The 14,579-nt window shown below is 27.3% G+C and carries 20 protein-coding genes; 6 read left to right on the forward strand and 14 right to left on the reverse strand.

Annotation, left to right across the window (positions count from 1 at the left end):
• Positions 1-9: 9 nt before the first annotated feature.
• The 3 genes from fusA to rpsL are packed head-to-tail and all read right to left on the reverse strand — an operon-like array spanning position 10 to position 2,987.
• Entirely contained in the window at positions 10-2,115 is a 2,106-nt protein-coding gene (gene fusA, locus AACT_RS12605) for an elongation factor G (RefSeq protein WP_172127415.1), read from the reverse strand.
• Positions 2,116-2,124: 9 nt separating this feature from the next.
• The gene (rpsG, locus tag AACT_RS12610) at positions 2,125-2,592 is read right to left on the reverse strand and encodes a 30S ribosomal protein S7 (protein WP_172127417.1); all 468 of its coding nucleotides are present in this window, start codon (positions 2,590-2,592) and stop codon (positions 2,125-2,127) included.
• Between the two features lie 11 nt (positions 2,593-2,603).
• Positions 2,604-2,987 (reverse strand): 30S ribosomal protein S12, encoded by a 384-nt coding sequence (rpsL, locus tag AACT_RS12615; RefSeq protein WP_172127419.1) that lies wholly within the window; start codon positions 2,985-2,987, stop codon positions 2,604-2,606.
• 275 nt (positions 2,988-3,262) lie between these two features.
• On the opposite strand from rpsL, the gene AACT_RS12620 reads away from it, so the two are divergent.
• Positions 3,263-4,408, forward strand: coding sequence for an MFS transporter (locus tag AACT_RS12620; protein WP_172127421.1), 1,146 nt, complete (start codon positions 3,263-3,265; stop codon positions 4,406-4,408).
• Positions 4,409-4,432: 24 nt separating this feature from the next.
• On the opposite strand, the gene AACT_RS12625 is transcribed toward AACT_RS12620, so the two are convergent.
• Genes AACT_RS12625 through AACT_RS12635 form a run of 3 tightly spaced genes read right to left on the reverse strand, consistent with a single transcriptional unit; the run spans position 4,433 to position 5,987 of the window.
• A complete protein-coding gene (locus tag AACT_RS12625) occupies positions 4,433-4,627 on the reverse strand; it encodes a YwbE family protein (RefSeq protein ID WP_346726269.1) in 195 nt (64 codons plus the stop codon).
• Complete coding sequence (locus tag AACT_RS12630; RefSeq protein ID WP_172127425.1) at positions 4,624-5,124, reverse strand: hypothetical protein; 501 nt, start codon at positions 5,122-5,124, stop codon at positions 4,624-4,626. The genes AACT_RS12625 and AACT_RS12630 overlap by 4 nt, the downstream gene beginning before the upstream one ends.
• 47 nt (positions 5,125-5,171) lie before the next feature.
• On the reverse strand, positions 5,172-5,987 hold the full coding sequence (locus AACT_RS12635; RefSeq protein ID WP_172127427.1) for a DUF2971 domain-containing protein: 816 nt from the start codon (positions 5,985-5,987) through the stop codon (positions 5,172-5,174).
• 198 nt (positions 5,988-6,185) lie between these two features.
• Between AACT_RS12635 and AACT_RS12640 the strand changes: the two genes are divergently transcribed.
• Both AACT_RS12640 and AACT_RS12645 read left to right on the forward strand, forming a co-directional pair.
• On the forward strand, positions 6,186-6,782 hold the full coding sequence (locus AACT_RS12640; RefSeq protein WP_172127429.1) for a nucleotide-binding protein: 597 nt from the start codon (positions 6,186-6,188) through the stop codon (positions 6,780-6,782).
• A gap of 1 nt (position 6,783) precedes the next feature.
• Positions 6,784-7,050, forward strand: coding sequence for a hypothetical protein (locus AACT_RS12645; protein ID WP_172127431.1), 267 nt, complete (start codon positions 6,784-6,786; stop codon positions 7,048-7,050).
• A 97-nt stretch (positions 7,051-7,147) separates the two neighbouring features.
• Here the strand turns inward: AACT_RS12645 and AACT_RS12650 are convergent, their stop codons facing one another.
• A complete protein-coding gene (locus tag AACT_RS12650; RefSeq protein WP_172127433.1) occupies positions 7,148-8,086 on the reverse strand; it encodes a hypothetical protein in 939 nt (312 codons plus the stop codon).
• A gap of 270 nt (positions 8,087-8,356) precedes the next feature.
• Between AACT_RS12650 and AACT_RS12655 the strand changes: the two genes are divergently transcribed.
• The gene (locus AACT_RS12655) at positions 8,357-8,611 is read left to right on the forward strand and encodes a helix-turn-helix domain-containing protein (protein WP_172127435.1); all 255 of its coding nucleotides are present in this window, start codon (positions 8,357-8,359) and stop codon (positions 8,609-8,611) included.
• Positions 8,608-9,915 (forward strand): HipA domain-containing protein, encoded by a 1,308-nt coding sequence (locus AACT_RS12660; RefSeq protein ID WP_172127437.1) that lies wholly within the window; start codon positions 8,608-8,610, stop codon positions 9,913-9,915. The genes AACT_RS12655 and AACT_RS12660 overlap by 4 nt, the downstream gene beginning before the upstream one ends.
• 468 nt (positions 9,916-10,383) lie before the next feature.
• Here AACT_RS12660 and AACT_RS12665 read toward each other — a convergent pair whose 3' ends face one another.
• The 5 genes from AACT_RS12665 to AACT_RS12685 form a co-directional block, all read right to left on the reverse strand.
• Positions 10,384-10,656 carry a type II toxin-antitoxin system RelE/ParE family toxin gene (locus AACT_RS12665; protein ID WP_172127439.1) on the reverse strand — a complete coding sequence of 91 codons (273 nt, stop codon included), beginning with the start codon at positions 10,654-10,656 and terminating at the stop codon, positions 10,384-10,386.
• A gap of 3 nt (positions 10,657-10,659) precedes the next feature.
• On the reverse strand, positions 10,660-10,893 hold the full coding sequence (locus tag AACT_RS12670; protein WP_172127441.1) for a type II toxin-antitoxin system RelB/DinJ family antitoxin: 234 nt from the start codon (positions 10,891-10,893) through the stop codon (positions 10,660-10,662).
• A 215-nt stretch (positions 10,894-11,108) separates the two neighbouring features.
• The gene (locus tag AACT_RS12675; protein WP_172127443.1) at positions 11,109-11,459 is read right to left on the reverse strand and encodes a hypothetical protein; all 351 of its coding nucleotides are present in this window, start codon (positions 11,457-11,459) and stop codon (positions 11,109-11,111) included.
• A 759-nt stretch (positions 11,460-12,218) separates the two neighbouring features.
• A complete protein-coding gene (locus AACT_RS12680) occupies positions 12,219-12,581 on the reverse strand; it encodes a helix-turn-helix domain-containing protein (RefSeq protein ID WP_172127445.1) in 363 nt (120 codons plus the stop codon).
• 2 nt (positions 12,582-12,583) lie between these two features.
• On the reverse strand, positions 12,584-12,877 hold the full coding sequence (locus AACT_RS12685) for a type II toxin-antitoxin system HigB family toxin (RefSeq protein WP_172127447.1): 294 nt from the start codon (positions 12,875-12,877) through the stop codon (positions 12,584-12,586).
• Positions 12,878-13,127: 250 nt separating this feature from the next.
• Between AACT_RS12685 and AACT_RS12690 the strand changes: the two genes are divergently transcribed.
• On the forward strand, positions 13,128-13,439 hold the full coding sequence (locus tag AACT_RS12690; RefSeq protein WP_172127449.1) for a hypothetical protein: 312 nt from the start codon (positions 13,128-13,130) through the stop codon (positions 13,437-13,439).
• Positions 13,440-13,526: 87 nt separating this feature from the next.
• Here AACT_RS12690 and AACT_RS12695 read toward each other — a convergent pair whose 3' ends face one another.
• Positions 13,527-14,090 (reverse strand): IS630 family transposase, encoded by a 564-nt coding sequence (locus AACT_RS12695; RefSeq protein ID WP_172124293.1) that lies wholly within the window; start codon positions 14,088-14,090, stop codon positions 13,527-13,529.
• A 43-nt stretch (positions 14,091-14,133) separates the two neighbouring features.
• Positions 14,134-14,532 (reverse strand): helix-turn-helix domain-containing protein, encoded by a 399-nt coding sequence (locus AACT_RS12700; RefSeq protein ID WP_172124295.1) that lies wholly within the window; start codon positions 14,530-14,532, stop codon positions 14,134-14,136.
• Between the last annotated feature and the right edge of the window lie 47 nt (positions 14,533-14,579).

Consider the following 14,579-nt stretch of genomic DNA (forward strand, 5'->3'; position numbering starts at 1 on the left):
TTAACGCTATTAACCATTTCTTTTTTTGATGATTTCTTCAGAAACATTTTTTGGAACTTCTGAATAGTTATCGAAAATCATAGAATAAGTCGCTCTACCTTGAGACATTGATCTTAAGTCAGTAGAATAACCGAACATTTCAGATAATGGAATCATAGCAACAACTAGTTTAACACCAGCTCTGTCATCCATAGATTGAACTTGTCCTCTTCTTTTATTACAATCCCCAATAACATCTCCCATATAATCTTCAGGAGTTTCAATTTCAACTTTCATAATTGGTTCTAAGATTACAGCTTGAGCAGCAGCAGATCTACAACCTTGTTTGAATCCCATAGAAGCAGCAAGTTTAAATGCCATTTCAGATGAATCCACATCATGGTAAGAACCATCATAAACAGAAACTTCAATGTTAACCATTGGGTAACCAGCTAAGATACCACCTTGCATTGCTTCAAAACAACCTTTTTCAACTGCAGGAATATACTCTTTTGGAATAACCCCACCTTTAATATCATTGTTAAATTTGAAGTTTTCTTCGCTTCCAACTAATGGTTTAATGTCTAAATATACGTGACCGTATTGACCTTTACCACCTGATTGTTTTGCGTATTTATACTCTTGTTTAACAGCGTTTTTAATTGTTTCTCTATAAGCAACTTGAGGAGCACCAACTTCAGCTTCTACTTTGAATTCTCTTTTCATTCTATCTACAAGAATTTCAAGGTGTAATTCACCCATTCCTGAAATAATAGTTTGTCCAGTTTCTTCATCAGTATTAACTCTAAATGATGGATCTTCTTCTGCAAGTTTACCTAAAGCAATACCCATTTTTTCTTGGTCAGCTTTAGTTTTTGGCTCAACTGCAACAGAAATAACAGGTTCTGGGAATTCCATTCTTTCTAAGATAACAGGATCTTTTTCAGAAGCTAAAGTATCTCCAGTGATTGTATATTTTAAACCAACAACAGCACCGATTTCTCCAGCATAAAGCTCTTTGATTTCTTCTCTGTTATTTGCATGCATTTTAAGTAATCTTCCGATTCTTTCTTTTTTCATTTTTGTAGAGTTATAAACATAAGTTCCAGATTCTAAAACTCCTCTATAAACTCTTGCAAATGTTAACTGTCCAACAAATGGGTCAGTCATAATTTTAAATGCTAAAGCAGCTACTTCACCAGCATCTGTTGAAGGAACGATAACTGGTTCACCATCTTGAGTTTCACCTCTAATGTCTTCAACTTCAGTTGGAGCTGGTAAATACATAGCAACAGCATCAAGTAAAGTTTGAACACCTTTGTTTTTGAAAGCTGTTCCACAAGTCATTGGAGTAATAGTCATATTTAAACAACCAGCTTTAATACCTGCAGTGATTTCTTCTTCAGTTAATTCAATACCTTCAAGGTATTTTTCCATTAACTCTTCGATTGACTCAGCAGCTGCTTCAATCATTTTTTCTCTATACTCTTGTGCCATATCCATCATATCAGCTGGAATTTCTTCAACGTGATAGTTTGAACCCATAGCTGCATCTTCATCCCAAACGATAGCTTTCATTTGAACTAAATCTACAATACCTTTGAAGTTCTCTTCAGCACCGATTGGTAATTGAATAGGAACAGCATTTGATTTTAATCTTTCATTTACTTGTTTTAAAACATTATAAAAATCTGCACCAGTTCTATCCATTTTATTAACGAATATCATTCTTGGTACTCTATATTTATTAGCTTGTCTCCAAACAGTTTCAGATTGTGGTTGAACCCCACCAACTGAACAGAATACTGCAACAGCTCCATCAAGAACCCTCATAGATCTTTCAACTTCAATAGTAAAGTCAACGTGACCTGGAGTGTCAATGATGTTAATCATTAATTGCTCTTTAGTTTTTGGGTGAGTCCAGTTACAAGTAGTAGCAGCAGAAGTAATTGTAATACCTCTTTCTTGCTCTTGTTCCATCCAGTCCATTGTTGCAGCACCTTCATGAACCTCACCAATTTTATGAGATACACCTGTGTAGAATAAAATTCTTTCAGTAGTTGTAGTTTTTCCAGCATCAATGTGAGCTGCAATACCAATATTTCTAACTCTGTTAAGTGGTGTTTTTCTAGCCATTTATAATTCCTACCATCTGTAGTGTGCAAATGCTTTATTAGCTTCTGCCATTCTATGCATATCTTCTTTCTTCTTGAAAGATGAACCTCTTTCATTAGCAGCTTCGAATAACTCATTAGCTAATCTTTCTACCATAGTTCTTTCGTTTCTTTTTCTAGCATATTCTACTAACCATCTTAATGCTAAAGTTTGTCTTCTTACAGCTCTAACTTCAACAGGAACTTGGTATGTTGCTCCACCAACTCTTCTAGATCTAACTTCTAAAAGTGGTTTAACATTTTCAACTGCTTTTTCGAATAAGTCAATACCTTTTTCTTCACCTCTTGCATCAAGGTTAGCAATTGCACCATACATAATTTTTTCAGCAGTAGATTTTTTACCATCTTGCATTACTGTATTAACAAATTTTGTGATCACTTTACTATTGTAGATAGGATCAGCCATTATTTCTCTAACTGGAGCTTTTCTTCTTCTCATTTTCTATCCTTCTACTTTTTCTTAGCTTTTGCTTTTTTTGTACCATATTTAGATCTTGCAACAGTTCTGTTAGCAACACCAGCAGTATCTAAAGCACCTCTTACGATGTGGTATTTAACCCCAGGTAAATCCTTAACTCTTCCCCCTCTTACTAGAACAATTGAGTGCTCTTGTAAGTTGTGACCTTCACCACCGATATATGAAATTACTTCATATCCAGATGTTAATCTAACTTTCGCAACTTTTCTTAAAGCCGAGTTAGGTTTTTTTGGAGTTGTAGTATATACTCTTGTACATACTCCTCTTCTTTGTGGGCAACTTTCTAACGCTGGCGATTTAGATTTTTTTATAACCTTTTTTCGCTCATTTCTTACAAGCTGATTGATTGTAGGCATTTCTTTCCTTTATATAAATTGGTTTGAGTAATTATAGCCTTACCCATGCTTCTCGTGCAAATTCAACATTTTAGTTGAAACGATACTCCCATTCTAGGAAACATAAATTGTTTTAGTTTTCTAAAAAAGTGCGTGATTATACTGAATATATACTTAATTATTGTTTAGCTTAATTTTATTTTTCAGTATAAATAATTCTATATTTAAGTATAAAATAAAATATTCCTACTAGAATTCGGAAATATTTTATAAAAATTCAATAAAAGATACTATTTATGACAAAACAATTATTTCCTTTAGCCTTAGGTGGTTTAGGAATAGGAACAACTGAATTTGCAATAATGGGATTACTTCCTGATGTTTCAAGTTCACTTGATGTTTCTATACCAGTAGCAGGTCATCTAATTTCAGCCTATGCCTTCGGTGTAGTAGTTGGAGCACCAATTTTAGTGGCTCTTAGTGCAAAGTTTCCACCCAAAAATATTTTAATTATTTTCATGCTTATGTTTACTGTTTTTAATGCCTTATCAATTATTGCACCTGATTATAATACTTTATTAGTTTCAAGATTTTTATCTGGACTTCCCCATGGAGCATTTTTTGGAGTTGCTACTATAGTAGCTTCACGTTTGGCAAAAAAAGGTAAGGAAGCTCAAGCTATTGCTTCTATTTTTACAGGTCTTACACTTGCTATTTTACTTATGGTTCCTTTAGTTACTTTTATAGGACATCATCTTAATTGGAGATATGCCTTTGGCGTTGTTTCTCTTTTGGGTTTATTAACTATTTTATTTTTATATATTTGGTTACCTTCTATGAAACCACTTAGAAGTGTAAGTTTTAAGGAAGAATTAGAATTTTTCAAAACAATAAAAGCTTGGCATATTTTAACTATTGTGGCAATTGGATTTGCTGGTTTATTTGCTTGGTTTAGTTATATTGCACCTCTTTTAATTAATATTGCAGGTTTTGATATTGAAGTGGTTTCTTATTTAATGATAGTTGCAGGTGCTGGTATGGTTGTTGGAAATATTATTGGAGGATATTTAGCGGACAAAAGAGATCCTGTAATTGTTTCTATTTTTTTACTTTTTTTAATGGTTATATCATTACTTTTAGTATTTTTCTTTTCAGAGAGCAAAATTGTTTCAGTAATACTTACTTTTGTTTGTAGTGCTTTAGCCTTATCTTTTGGAAGTCCAATAAACATGATTATGTTAAAAAGTGCTAAACATTCAGAAATGTTAGCAGCAGCATTTATCCAAGCTGGTTTTAACGTAGCAAATTCATTGGGAGCATTATTAGGAGGGATTCCATTATTATATGGTTTATCTTTTAACTATCCAGCATTAGTAGGAGCAGGAATGGCACTTTTTGGAGCTGTTTTATGTTTGATTTTTTATAGAAAATATGAAAGATAAACTCTTTCATATTTAATATTTATTTTATAAAATCTCTTGAACACGACCAACTTGTCCATCTTGAAGTCTAACTTTGATTCCATGGGGATGAGTTGGTGAATTTGTTAGAATATCTTTAACAATACCTTGAGTTAAATTTCCACTTCTTTGATCTTGTTTTAAAACAATATTAACTTTTAATCCTTGTTTTATATTAAATCTTTTTTTTGGATCCATTATATTTCTTCATCTCTATTATAAGTTAAAATATCTTTTGCAAAATCAATATGGTAGAAAAATATTATTTTATAAATCATTGAAACTTTTGTTTTTTTCTCAATTGATGTATCTAAAATAGAAAATGTAAAACCTAATAATTCTTCTTCTTTTTTAGGCGTAACTTTAATAGAAACAGGTTTTAATGTTCTCATCATATTCATAGTTTCTTTATAATCTTTTGGATTTAAACCATTTAGCATATCTCCATCTCTTTCTTCTTTTCTCATGGCAGTAAATAGTTGATCTAAACTATCTTTAAATATTTGTTTATTCCAATTTAATTTTGCCTTTGCAAAGTGAAATACACAACTTTTATTTAATAAAGCATGTGGTTTTTCTTTTTTAATATCTTCAATCATTTGAAGGAAAACATTAGTTCCTCCAATACTCATAGCGAATCCCTTTACTTCTTCATGTAATTCGCTTTTAATTTTTGAATCTAATTCACTAAAATTCATATTATTCCTCTTATTTTACTTTTTATTTTAATAGTATAGCTAAATTATCATCTATATGAAGATTTTGAGTTTTTTATATCTACATTATAAAATCCGTTATTTGCCAAAAATATTTTAATCTCTTGATTAATAAATTTATTTTTAGGTCCCTTGATTATCTCTAAAATCGGAGGTTTATTCTCACAAAAATAATCAAATTTTAATTCAAAATAAGGGATAAGATTTCCACATACAGCTCTAAACATCATTTGAGATAAGTTATTTTTAAATATAAATTGTTTAGTTTGTTCATCTTCTATTATAATTGGATTATGAATTAATCTAACTTCTTGTTCTTCCATAAAAAGTTCATTTTTTGATTTAGCTGATAAATTATTTATCTCACTTATTATATTTTCACAATATTCTTCAAATTCTTTTGATTCAAAGTTTATCTTATCATCTAAATTTAAAAGTGGTTCTAATATTTTTTCTATTTCTACTTCTTGTTGTTTTTCATCATATAAAACCTCTGAAGTTTTAATCAAATCATTTTGTTCAAAATAGTCTGTGTTAAATCCAATTGCAATACCAAAACCATCATTTGCATAAGCTCGCCATTGACTTAATAAATCATCACCTTGAGAAAATGAAGCTATATAAACTGTTGGTTGTTGATTTTCAAATAATTTTATAAAACTATTAAACTTTTCATATGAATTCTTATTTGTATATTCTTTTATCTTTTTTAAAACTTTATCTTTAATCCAATGTATCTCTTTGTAATCATTTAAATTATAAACAGAACTAAGCCATATTGCTTTATTTTGTATTATCGCTTTAAATGATTCAACGTTGCAATAGTGATATATAATTTTCCCCATGAATACTCCTAAAAAAAATATTATACTCTATAAATTTTTATATTGAAATATTTTGACTAAGATAATTTTTATATAATAATATATAGAAATATATAAAAGCATATAGTATTATATATTTATAAATATTTTGATATAATTTGACTATATAAGACAATATATTATATAAAAATATATAGAAATAATTCAAAGGAGCCCAAATTGTCATTTGTAGTATATAGTATTAAAGGTGGTGTTGGTAAAACAACTTTATCTGTACAGATTTCACAGATGTTTGATTATACATATGTAACAAACGATTCACACTCATCAGCACACAATTTAATGCCTGAAGAAAAAGGTTTTTTAGTTTCAAGTGAGGAATATGATGAAATTCCATTTGATGAAAATATAGTTTACGATTTTGGTGGATTTAAAGATACAAGAATTAACAATATTATTAAACAAGCTAATAAAATCATAATCCCAACTTTAACATCAATTGTTGATGTACAAGCTACAATGGCTACATTAAAAGATGTGGCACAAATAAATAAGAATATAATAATTGCAATAAATAGAACAAAAAACAACAATAAAGCAATTGAATTAAAAGAGTACCTTGCAGAAGAAATAAAAAAATCATTTCAAGACTTAGATATTTCTATAATTTTTGTAAGAGAATCATCTGTTTTGGAAGATAGTTTATTTGATTGTGAGTACGTTGAAACTAAAGCTGGAACTAATAGATTTAAAAGACACATTTATAGAAATGCCATAGAAGATATGACTATACTAAAAAAAGATTTGGAAAAATAAAATGGGATATGCAGATAAATTAAAAAAAAATAGCTCTAAAATACAAACTAGCGAAAAAGTATTAGATGAAAGTACAAAAAAGAAGCAATTAGGACGACCTAAAAAAGATCAAAATCTAGTAAGAAGCACAGCTATTCCAGTAGCTTTAAATCAAGTTGAAAAAGAATGGATTGAAGAACAAGCTTTAAAAATGTCAAAGGAAATTGGAACAAAGATTACAACATCAGCTTGGATGAGAATGACATTATTAAAAGATATGGAGAAATAAAACTCTTATTTTTTTGATTAATTAAAACAAAAAATCTCTACTGATAAAAGAGACTATTTTCTCCTTTATCAGTTAATATAAAGATAAGTGATTAATTTTATTTAACTTGATATCTAAATAATATAAGATTATCTAAAACTAGATTACTAGACCAAATAAAAGAAGCCCCTGCCCCTGTGAATTTCTCTTGAAAATTCATATAAGCATTTTTATTAATTACACCAATTTCATCTTCTGTATATTCAACAGCTTTTGGCCAAGATAAATATTTATTATTTGATTGCCAGTCTATTGGTATATCCCAATGTAGTGAATATGTTTCTTTGTATTCATCTAAACTTTTTGTATCACAATCTTTTGTTATACGTTCATTTCCATTTTCTTTTACACATGATAAATCATAAATAGGAGATGTATAAAAAGTTTGAGCTTTCCACTTAGAATTTGTAATAGTTCCATCTGAGAAACTAGCAATCAAACCACCATCACCTGGATGAAAACGTTTACCTCTATTGCTTTCACTACCTAAACCAGAGTTTTCTTCCCAATCAACAACCTTAATTGCGATTTCATATGGTTTTTTAACTTTAAATTTTACAACACTAGAATTAAAAGGTGTAAAAGGAACAGAATCAACTCCTACTAGTTTGCCATTTATAAATAATTCAAAATAATTATCTGCAAAGATATAACCTGTGATTACCTCTGCATCTTTATCTATTTCAATAACAGGGACTGATGATAAATCAACATCAGCTAAAGATTGAGGTTTTACATTAGTGCATTCGTTGTATAAATCACTTGCAAAGTTTTTAGTTTCATACTGAACTTTTGCTGGTACTGTAAATTCTTTTCCATTAATAGTTTGAATACCAATAGGTGATGGTCTTGAATGTCCATTTTCACAACTAAATAAATTTTCAATTTGTACTTGAGCTTTTCCTTTTGCTATTTGTGCAGATTCAGAATATTCAGTAAAAGCAAGTAAAGGTGTTAAACATAATATTGATCCTAAGGATAGTAGTTTTATTTTCATTTTAATCTCCCTCGTATTTCTTATATTCTAGTTTAATTTTATTAATACACATATTAAGTTGTTTTAAATGAATTTAAATCAATTTAGCGCTATTTAGATTTGTTTGAATCCAACTTCTTTTTGTATATTTAAAAATTAAATACTATAAATACAGTATTTTAATTTATATTCAATAAAGATAAACAATAAATACTGTATTTAAAGTATTATTATTGACAAAGAATAATTTTTTATTTATAATACTATAAATAAAGTATTAAAGAGGATTAAATGGCTAAGAAAATAAAACCAACAGAATATCCTACTTCAGATCTTGAATTAACAGCAGAATATTTAGGTAAATTTATTAGAGCAAAAAGAACAAATTCAAATCTAACTTCTCACCAAACAGCACTGTTATGCAATGTTCCAGTTGATGTTATTACAAAATTAGAGAATAATAGTGGTGGAGTTACCCTTGATAGTTTTTTGAAAGTAATAAATGGACTTAGTATTAATATTGAATTAACAAGAGATAATAAATGAAACATACTATAAATATATTTTGCAATAATGACTATGTAGGTTTTATAGAAATTGATTTAGATTCGAATAATGCAAAATTAAATTATGATGATAATTGGAAAGAAATAGGATTTGAATTATCTCCACATCTAAAATTCAATAAAGAAATAGATTCAAATAGTATAAAGAAATTTATATCTAATCTTTTACCTGAAGGTAAAGGATTAGAATTTGTTAGTGAAATTTTACAAATTTCTAAAGCTAATAAATTTGCATTAATTGAAGCAATTGGTAATGAAACAGCAGGAGCTATTACCTTTACTTCAAATAAAGAGATTGTTACGAGTTTTAGAGAAATTAGTAATGAAGAATTAACTCAAAGAATTATAAATAGAGATAGTATAAATATTACTCTTTGGGATAAAAAAACAAGGCTTAGTCTTGCAGGTGTTCAAGATAAGTTACCATTAGTTGTTTTAGATGATAATAACTATGGGATAGGAGAAGGAAGAATTGCTTCTACTCATATATTAAAATTTGAGAAAATAAATAATAGTTATTTGGTTTTAAATGAATACTTTTGTATGAAGTTAGCTAAGTTGTGTGGCTTAGATGTAGCAGAAGTAGAAATAAAGAAATTTGCTACTCAAAATGTTTTATTTGTAAAAAGATTTGATAGAGAACTTTTAATAAATGAAGATGGCTCTTTTGAAGTTTTGAAAAAACATATAATAGATGCTTGTCAATTATTAAATTTAGATGTTGCTGTCAAATATGAAAAAGTTTATACAGATGCAAGAGGTGAAGCAAATTTTAAAAACTTATTTGAATACTCGAAATTATCAACAAATAAGATTTTAACAAAATTAAATCTTCTAAAGTGGACTTTATTTAATTTATGCATAAACAACTATGATGCTCATGCAAAAAATATATCATTTTTTGTAAATAAAAGAAGTTTAGAATTAAGCCCATTATATGATTTAGTAAATATTGCTATGTATCCAGATATACATAATGAGTTTGCAATGGCTTTTGGAGATGAGTTTGATTCAAATAAAATAGGTACATTTGATATGGTAGGTTTTTGCGTACATACAAATATACAGCCAAGATTAATAAAAAATGAATTGTCATCTATAATTGCAAATATTAAGAAAAATATCGAAACTATAAAAAATGAAACGTTATCTCTTTGCGATGAAAACGAAATTAATTTTTTAGAATCTTTAGAAAAAAACATTTTACTAACTTGTAAAAAACACGAAAATATGATTCAAACATTAGTAGATGATTATAAAATTTATAAAAAAGAATATGAATAATCTAAAATCTGTTTATACAAAAGTATCAGAAGAATAAGCTTTAGATAAGATAAATGAATTCCAGGATATAAAGAGAGAATAATATCCGCATATTAACAATCTTAATCAGATTTAATAATTATAAAGTTTCTTTAAATATCTAGAAACTGTTAAAAATTTATATACATAATAAATTCGATAGAATCACTAAATTCAACAATAGATTAAGCATTAAAATTAATGTATTTATCAACATTTGATTTACAAATAAATTATTAAGTCCAAAGGTTAAAAGTGTAATAAGATAAGCCCTATAAAATGGGCTTATTTGATTAGTTATTTATTTTTTGGGAGCAACTTCATAGGCACGATCTGGAACTAAATTCTTTAATCAATAGCCGTTAAAATAGTATTTTCTTGTACCTGAAAAAGTACCGGAAAGAAAAAAAGGGTAAGGATTAATTTCTTTAAGCCTTTTTCAGTAATAAATTAGTTATTAAATAACTGATTATGAGTGCCTATTCTTGTTAGCTTTAAATAACCATAATCTATTATATATATTAAAAGCATATCTCCACTAATATGGCATTCTCTAAAGCCCAGATAATTTCCAATAAGTTCATGGTCTAAAGCTTCGTCTGGAAGTTTTTTATCTTCAAGTAGTAAGCTAACAAAATTTATATATTTTTCATAATGTTTATCTGATAATTTTGTTTTACCATAATCTTTTATAAATTGTTTTGTTCTAAATAATTTATACATATTTTATAAATCTTTTAAAGATATTTTTTCACCTTTAAACTCTTTGGCTTCTTGCATAGCTTTTAGAGTTTCTTTGTTTGGAATTTTCATATCAAAGGGAATACCATTTTGAAGTTTTACCATATTTAAGAACATTACTATTGCTTGAGAAGTATTAAGCCCTAGTTTTTTAAAAATAGCTTCAGCTTCTTGTTTTAAATCACTATCAACTCTAGCTCTTACAGTTGCATCCATCATTTTAAATCCTTTTTTATTTATTGTAGCCTATTTGCGCTACAAAGTCAATATAATAAGAAACTATATTTAGAAATATTATTTAATATTAGGAAGTGTTAAGATACTAATAAATTGATATTTCTGAATTTACACGGTAATTTTTACACTGCCTTTTTACAACACTTGAATACTATGTGTTATAATTAAAACTCAGAAAATATTCTTATCAAAAGTGTTCAAGTATTTCTGGAAACACTGTTCAAATACTCCGTTATATGCACATTTTCTTTGGGTTTCTTTTCCCAATCTATACTACCATATTCATTCTCTATATGATTTATAGTACTCTCTATATATTCATTTGGATATTTTGAGCTAAATTCTTCATGCAATACATTACTTAACTCATAAGGTCCTCCAAATAAGTACTGATACCCACCTGCTTTAGTTTCATAAGGTAAGAAATTAGCAGGATCATCATAATTATCAAAAAACCAATCTTTCATTTCTGAAATTGCTAAATCTTTTTCTTCTAAATCATCATCAGTATTTGTATTTCTATTTCTCGATGGATAAATATATAACAATTTTTCATTATCATTTTCATAAACATTACAATTTTTATCTACACCATATATATAGTTGCCATCATATTCAATTTTATATTATTTTTTTACTAATAATAAACTATTATTTATTATATTACTTGAATTGCTTTCCAATGCAAATTCAACTTCATTTAAATCATCTTGAATTTCATCTATTAGATCCATTAAATACGTAGTATCGAATTCATAAGAAATTAAAAAACTATCGTCAGGAACATCGTCTTCATTTGAATAATCTTCTGAATTATATATATACTCTCCTTCTGAGTAAGGATTTAATTTTTCAATAAATTCTTCTAATACTTCTTTTTTCTCTTCTAAAGTAGAATAAAAAGTATTTTCATTTTTAGTTAAATCAAATTGATAATTACAAGGAAGAAGGAAATAAATATAGACTGTACTTTAAAGATGCGATTACAAAACAAATTGGCAAAAGCAATAAACTTTATGATTTAGAAAATATTGAGAAATTGCCATTTGTTGAGAAAACGGAGATTACTAATGATAACTAATAATTATATTAATGACCATTTTTTAAAAATCGAAGAAGTTTTAAAATAATTCCTATAAGTCGTGCTACATTGTATCGTCTTGGGGAAAAAACAAGGCTTTTAAAACCTCTAAAAGTAGGAGGCTCGAGTTTTTGGAGCTTGAATAATATAAACTATTATTTTGAAGAGTTGAAGCAAAAAAATTTTATCTGATTAAAAGAGAGGGTAGTCTCTTTTATTAGAAAATTTAAATTGGTTTAACCAATATCTCCAAAGGAATATGTAAAGCTTCAGATAAATTTTTAACCATTGAAAGAGATAAAGATATTTTTCTATTTAAAAGTTCTGATACTTTACTTTTATTTCCAATATAAGGTACTAAATCCTTCTGTTTTAGATTCATCTCTTCCATTCTATATTTTATGGCTTCTATTGGGTCTGGTGTTGATATATTCCAATTTATTTCTTCATATTTTTCTACTAATAAAACTAAAATTTCAAGTTCATCACTTTGGGCTGTTCCTAGTTCTGGATTTAGCTCCATTAATTCATCAATTCTATTTAGAGCGTCATCATACTCTTTTTCATTTCTTATAATTTTTAATTGCATGGTTATATTTCCTTTGCATTGATTTTATCATACTCACTATGAGTACCAATAAATTTAATTCTAACTATTTTTCTTTTATAGTCAATATGTACTACCAAATGATAGTCATTTCCTTTGATATTGAAAACAACTCGATTGTCTTCTAAAAATGAAGCATTTGCATATATTTTTTTAATATCATCAGGTGTTTTCCACTCGGCTTTTCTTGTATCAAGATGCCAAACTTCTAATGGCGTTTTAGCTTGCGGATGTTTTTCATAAAATTCTATTAATGTTCTTTTACTTATTACGTTCATTCTGAATTATACCCTTGGTTCCTTTATAGGGAACTTAACTTATAGTTTACTATTCTTTTTTTGCAATTTATTTAAATCTAATTCTCTTAGTATCAATATTGTATTTTGAAATTATATCATCAATCTTCTTTTCCAACTATTATCAGAACTAACTGCATTCATCAAAAAATACATCTACTAGAAATATCCATAAAAATTGTGAATACAGTTATGAAAGACAAATTAAAAAAATTTATATAAGGAAAAAATTATGACAACAATAGATATTGGAACTTTATCAAATAATGATTTGATACATAATCACAAAGTTTTTAAAAAGAATAGAAGATTGGAAACATTAAGACTATACAATTTTCATCTTGAACGAAGCAATAAAATCTCTTTTGAAAAGTATAAAAAAGGTGTTGTTTCTTTAAAAATTTTAATTGATAATAATTGGGATAAGCTTATTGCAGTCACTTCATCAAATACAAAAAAAGAAGAGGAAAGTTCATTAATTTTTCTTGTTCAAAAATTTGAACAAGAAACAACTTCAACTGAAAAAAGAAAATTAAGAAGGTAAATCATGATAAAAGTAAAGAGATTTTGTCTCTTTACTCATCCTTATTAAATTAAATTATCCAACCAATCAGCCCACCATTGTAAGTACCTACTTAAAATTAATGTCATAATTAGTTCCAAAGCCAGCTAATAAATTTTTAACATGTTTATGTAAATTATCAAATGATAAATAAGCTTCTAGTTTATGATAGTGATATTTCATATGTTTCCACAATATTTCTATTTTATTTAGTTCAGGTGAATATGGTGGTAAAAATAATAATTGTAGTCCAAGCTTCTCCCACTTTTCTATCTCTGCTTTAAAAAGCTTACTTGTGTGAATAGATGCATTATCAAGTATGACAACAGTAGTTTTTGTAATCTGATTTACAAAATCATTAAAGAAATCTATAACAACTTGTGTATCTACTTTTGTTATTGTAGTTTTCGAAAAGAGATGATTATTCTTTGTATTTAAAAACCCTAAAACATTTATTCTTTTTGCAAATCTATTTGATGGAATTTCTACTGGCTTACCTATTGGTGACCAATAATAAGGGATATTTGAATCAAGTGAAAAACCACTCTCATCAAAATAATATGTATCAATCCAATCTTTAGCAGACCAGCTTAAAACATTAAGTATTTGAGCTTTTTTGGAAGAATAATTCATCCACTTCTTCTCTTTAAATATAGTGTTTCTAGCTCTTTTAAAACTATATTGTATATTTTTTTAAATATCTTTTTAAGATTTGAGGTGATACTTTTTTAACTCTTTTTGACTCTTTATTAAGAGCTATACAAGTCTCTTTGATACTATTTGTTTCAATAAGTTTTTTTACTTTATCAATATCATTTTCATTTAGTGCTGGTTTTCTACCACGACCAATTTCATCAGATAAATTTTCTATTTGTTCTTCTTTGAATCTATCAAACCATCTATAAACTGTTCTTGTTGACTTATTGAATATTTTGCATATCTCTTTTACTGTTATACCTTCATTACTTAAAAGTATAGATTTAGCTCTTTGTCTTAATTGCAATGAATTACCATTTTTTACTATTTTTTCTAATTCTTTTACTGTTTTATTATTTAAATTACTTATATATCTCATATAGTATTATAGCTAAAACTAGCTTATAAAACAAGACATTAATTTTG

The organism is Arcobacter acticola (assembly GCF_013177675.1).
Taxonomy (GTDB): domain Bacteria; phylum Campylobacterota; class Campylobacteria; order Campylobacterales; family Arcobacteraceae; genus Aliarcobacter; species Aliarcobacter acticola.

Excerpts from the sequence above, each read along its gene's own strand:
- fusA (WP_172127415.1), bottom strand. The coding sequence starts at position 2,115 with ATGGCTAGAAAAACACCACTTAACAGAGTTAGAAATATTGGTATTGCA.
- rpsG (WP_172127417.1), bottom strand. The coding sequence starts at position 2,592 with ATGAGAAGAAGAAAAGCTCCAGTTAGAGAAATAATGGCTGATCCTATC.
- rpsL (WP_172127419.1), bottom strand. The coding sequence starts at position 2,987 with ATGCCTACAATCAATCAGCTTGTAAGAAATGAGCGAAAAAAGGTTATA.
- AACT_RS12620 (WP_172127421.1), top strand. The coding sequence starts at position 3,263 with ATGACAAAACAATTATTTCCTTTAGCCTTAGGTGGTTTAGGAATAGGA.
- AACT_RS12630 (WP_172127425.1), bottom strand. The coding sequence starts at position 5,124 with ATGAATTTTAGTGAATTAGATTCAAAAATTAAAAGCGAATTACATGAA.
- AACT_RS12635 (WP_172127427.1), bottom strand. The coding sequence starts at position 5,987 with ATGGGGAAAATTATATATCACTATTGCAACGTTGAATCATTTAAAGCG.
- AACT_RS12645 (WP_172127431.1), top strand. The coding sequence starts at position 6,784 with ATGGGATATGCAGATAAATTAAAAAAAAATAGCTCTAAAATACAAACT.
- AACT_RS12650 (WP_172127433.1), bottom strand. The coding sequence starts at position 8,086 with ATGAAAATAAAACTACTATCCTTAGGATCAATATTATGTTTAACACCT.
- AACT_RS12655 (WP_172127435.1), top strand. The coding sequence starts at position 8,357 with ATGGCTAAGAAAATAAAACCAACAGAATATCCTACTTCAGATCTTGAA.
- AACT_RS12660 (WP_172127437.1), top strand. The coding sequence starts at position 8,608 with ATGAAACATACTATAAATATATTTTGCAATAATGACTATGTAGGTTTT.
- AACT_RS12665 (WP_172127439.1), bottom strand. The coding sequence starts at position 10,656 with ATGTATAAATTATTTAGAACAAAACAATTTATAAAAGATTATGGTAAA.
- AACT_RS12670 (WP_172127441.1), bottom strand. The coding sequence starts at position 10,893 with ATGATGGATGCAACTGTAAGAGCTAGAGTTGATAGTGATTTAAAACAA.
- AACT_RS12680 (WP_172127445.1), bottom strand. The coding sequence starts at position 12,581 with ATGCAATTAAAAATTATAAGAAATGAAAAAGAGTATGATGACGCTCTA.
- AACT_RS12685 (WP_172127447.1), bottom strand. The coding sequence starts at position 12,877 with ATGAACGTAATAAGTAAAAGAACATTAATAGAATTTTATGAAAAACAT.
- AACT_RS12690 (WP_172127449.1), top strand. The coding sequence starts at position 13,128 with ATGACAACAATAGATATTGGAACTTTATCAAATAATGATTTGATACAT.
- AACT_RS12695 (WP_172124293.1), bottom strand. The coding sequence starts at position 14,090 with ATGAATTATTCTTCCAAAAAAGCTCAAATACTTAATGTTTTAAGCTGG.
- AACT_RS12700 (WP_172124295.1), bottom strand. The coding sequence starts at position 14,532 with ATGAGATATATAAGTAATTTAAATAATAAAACAGTAAAAGAATTAGAA.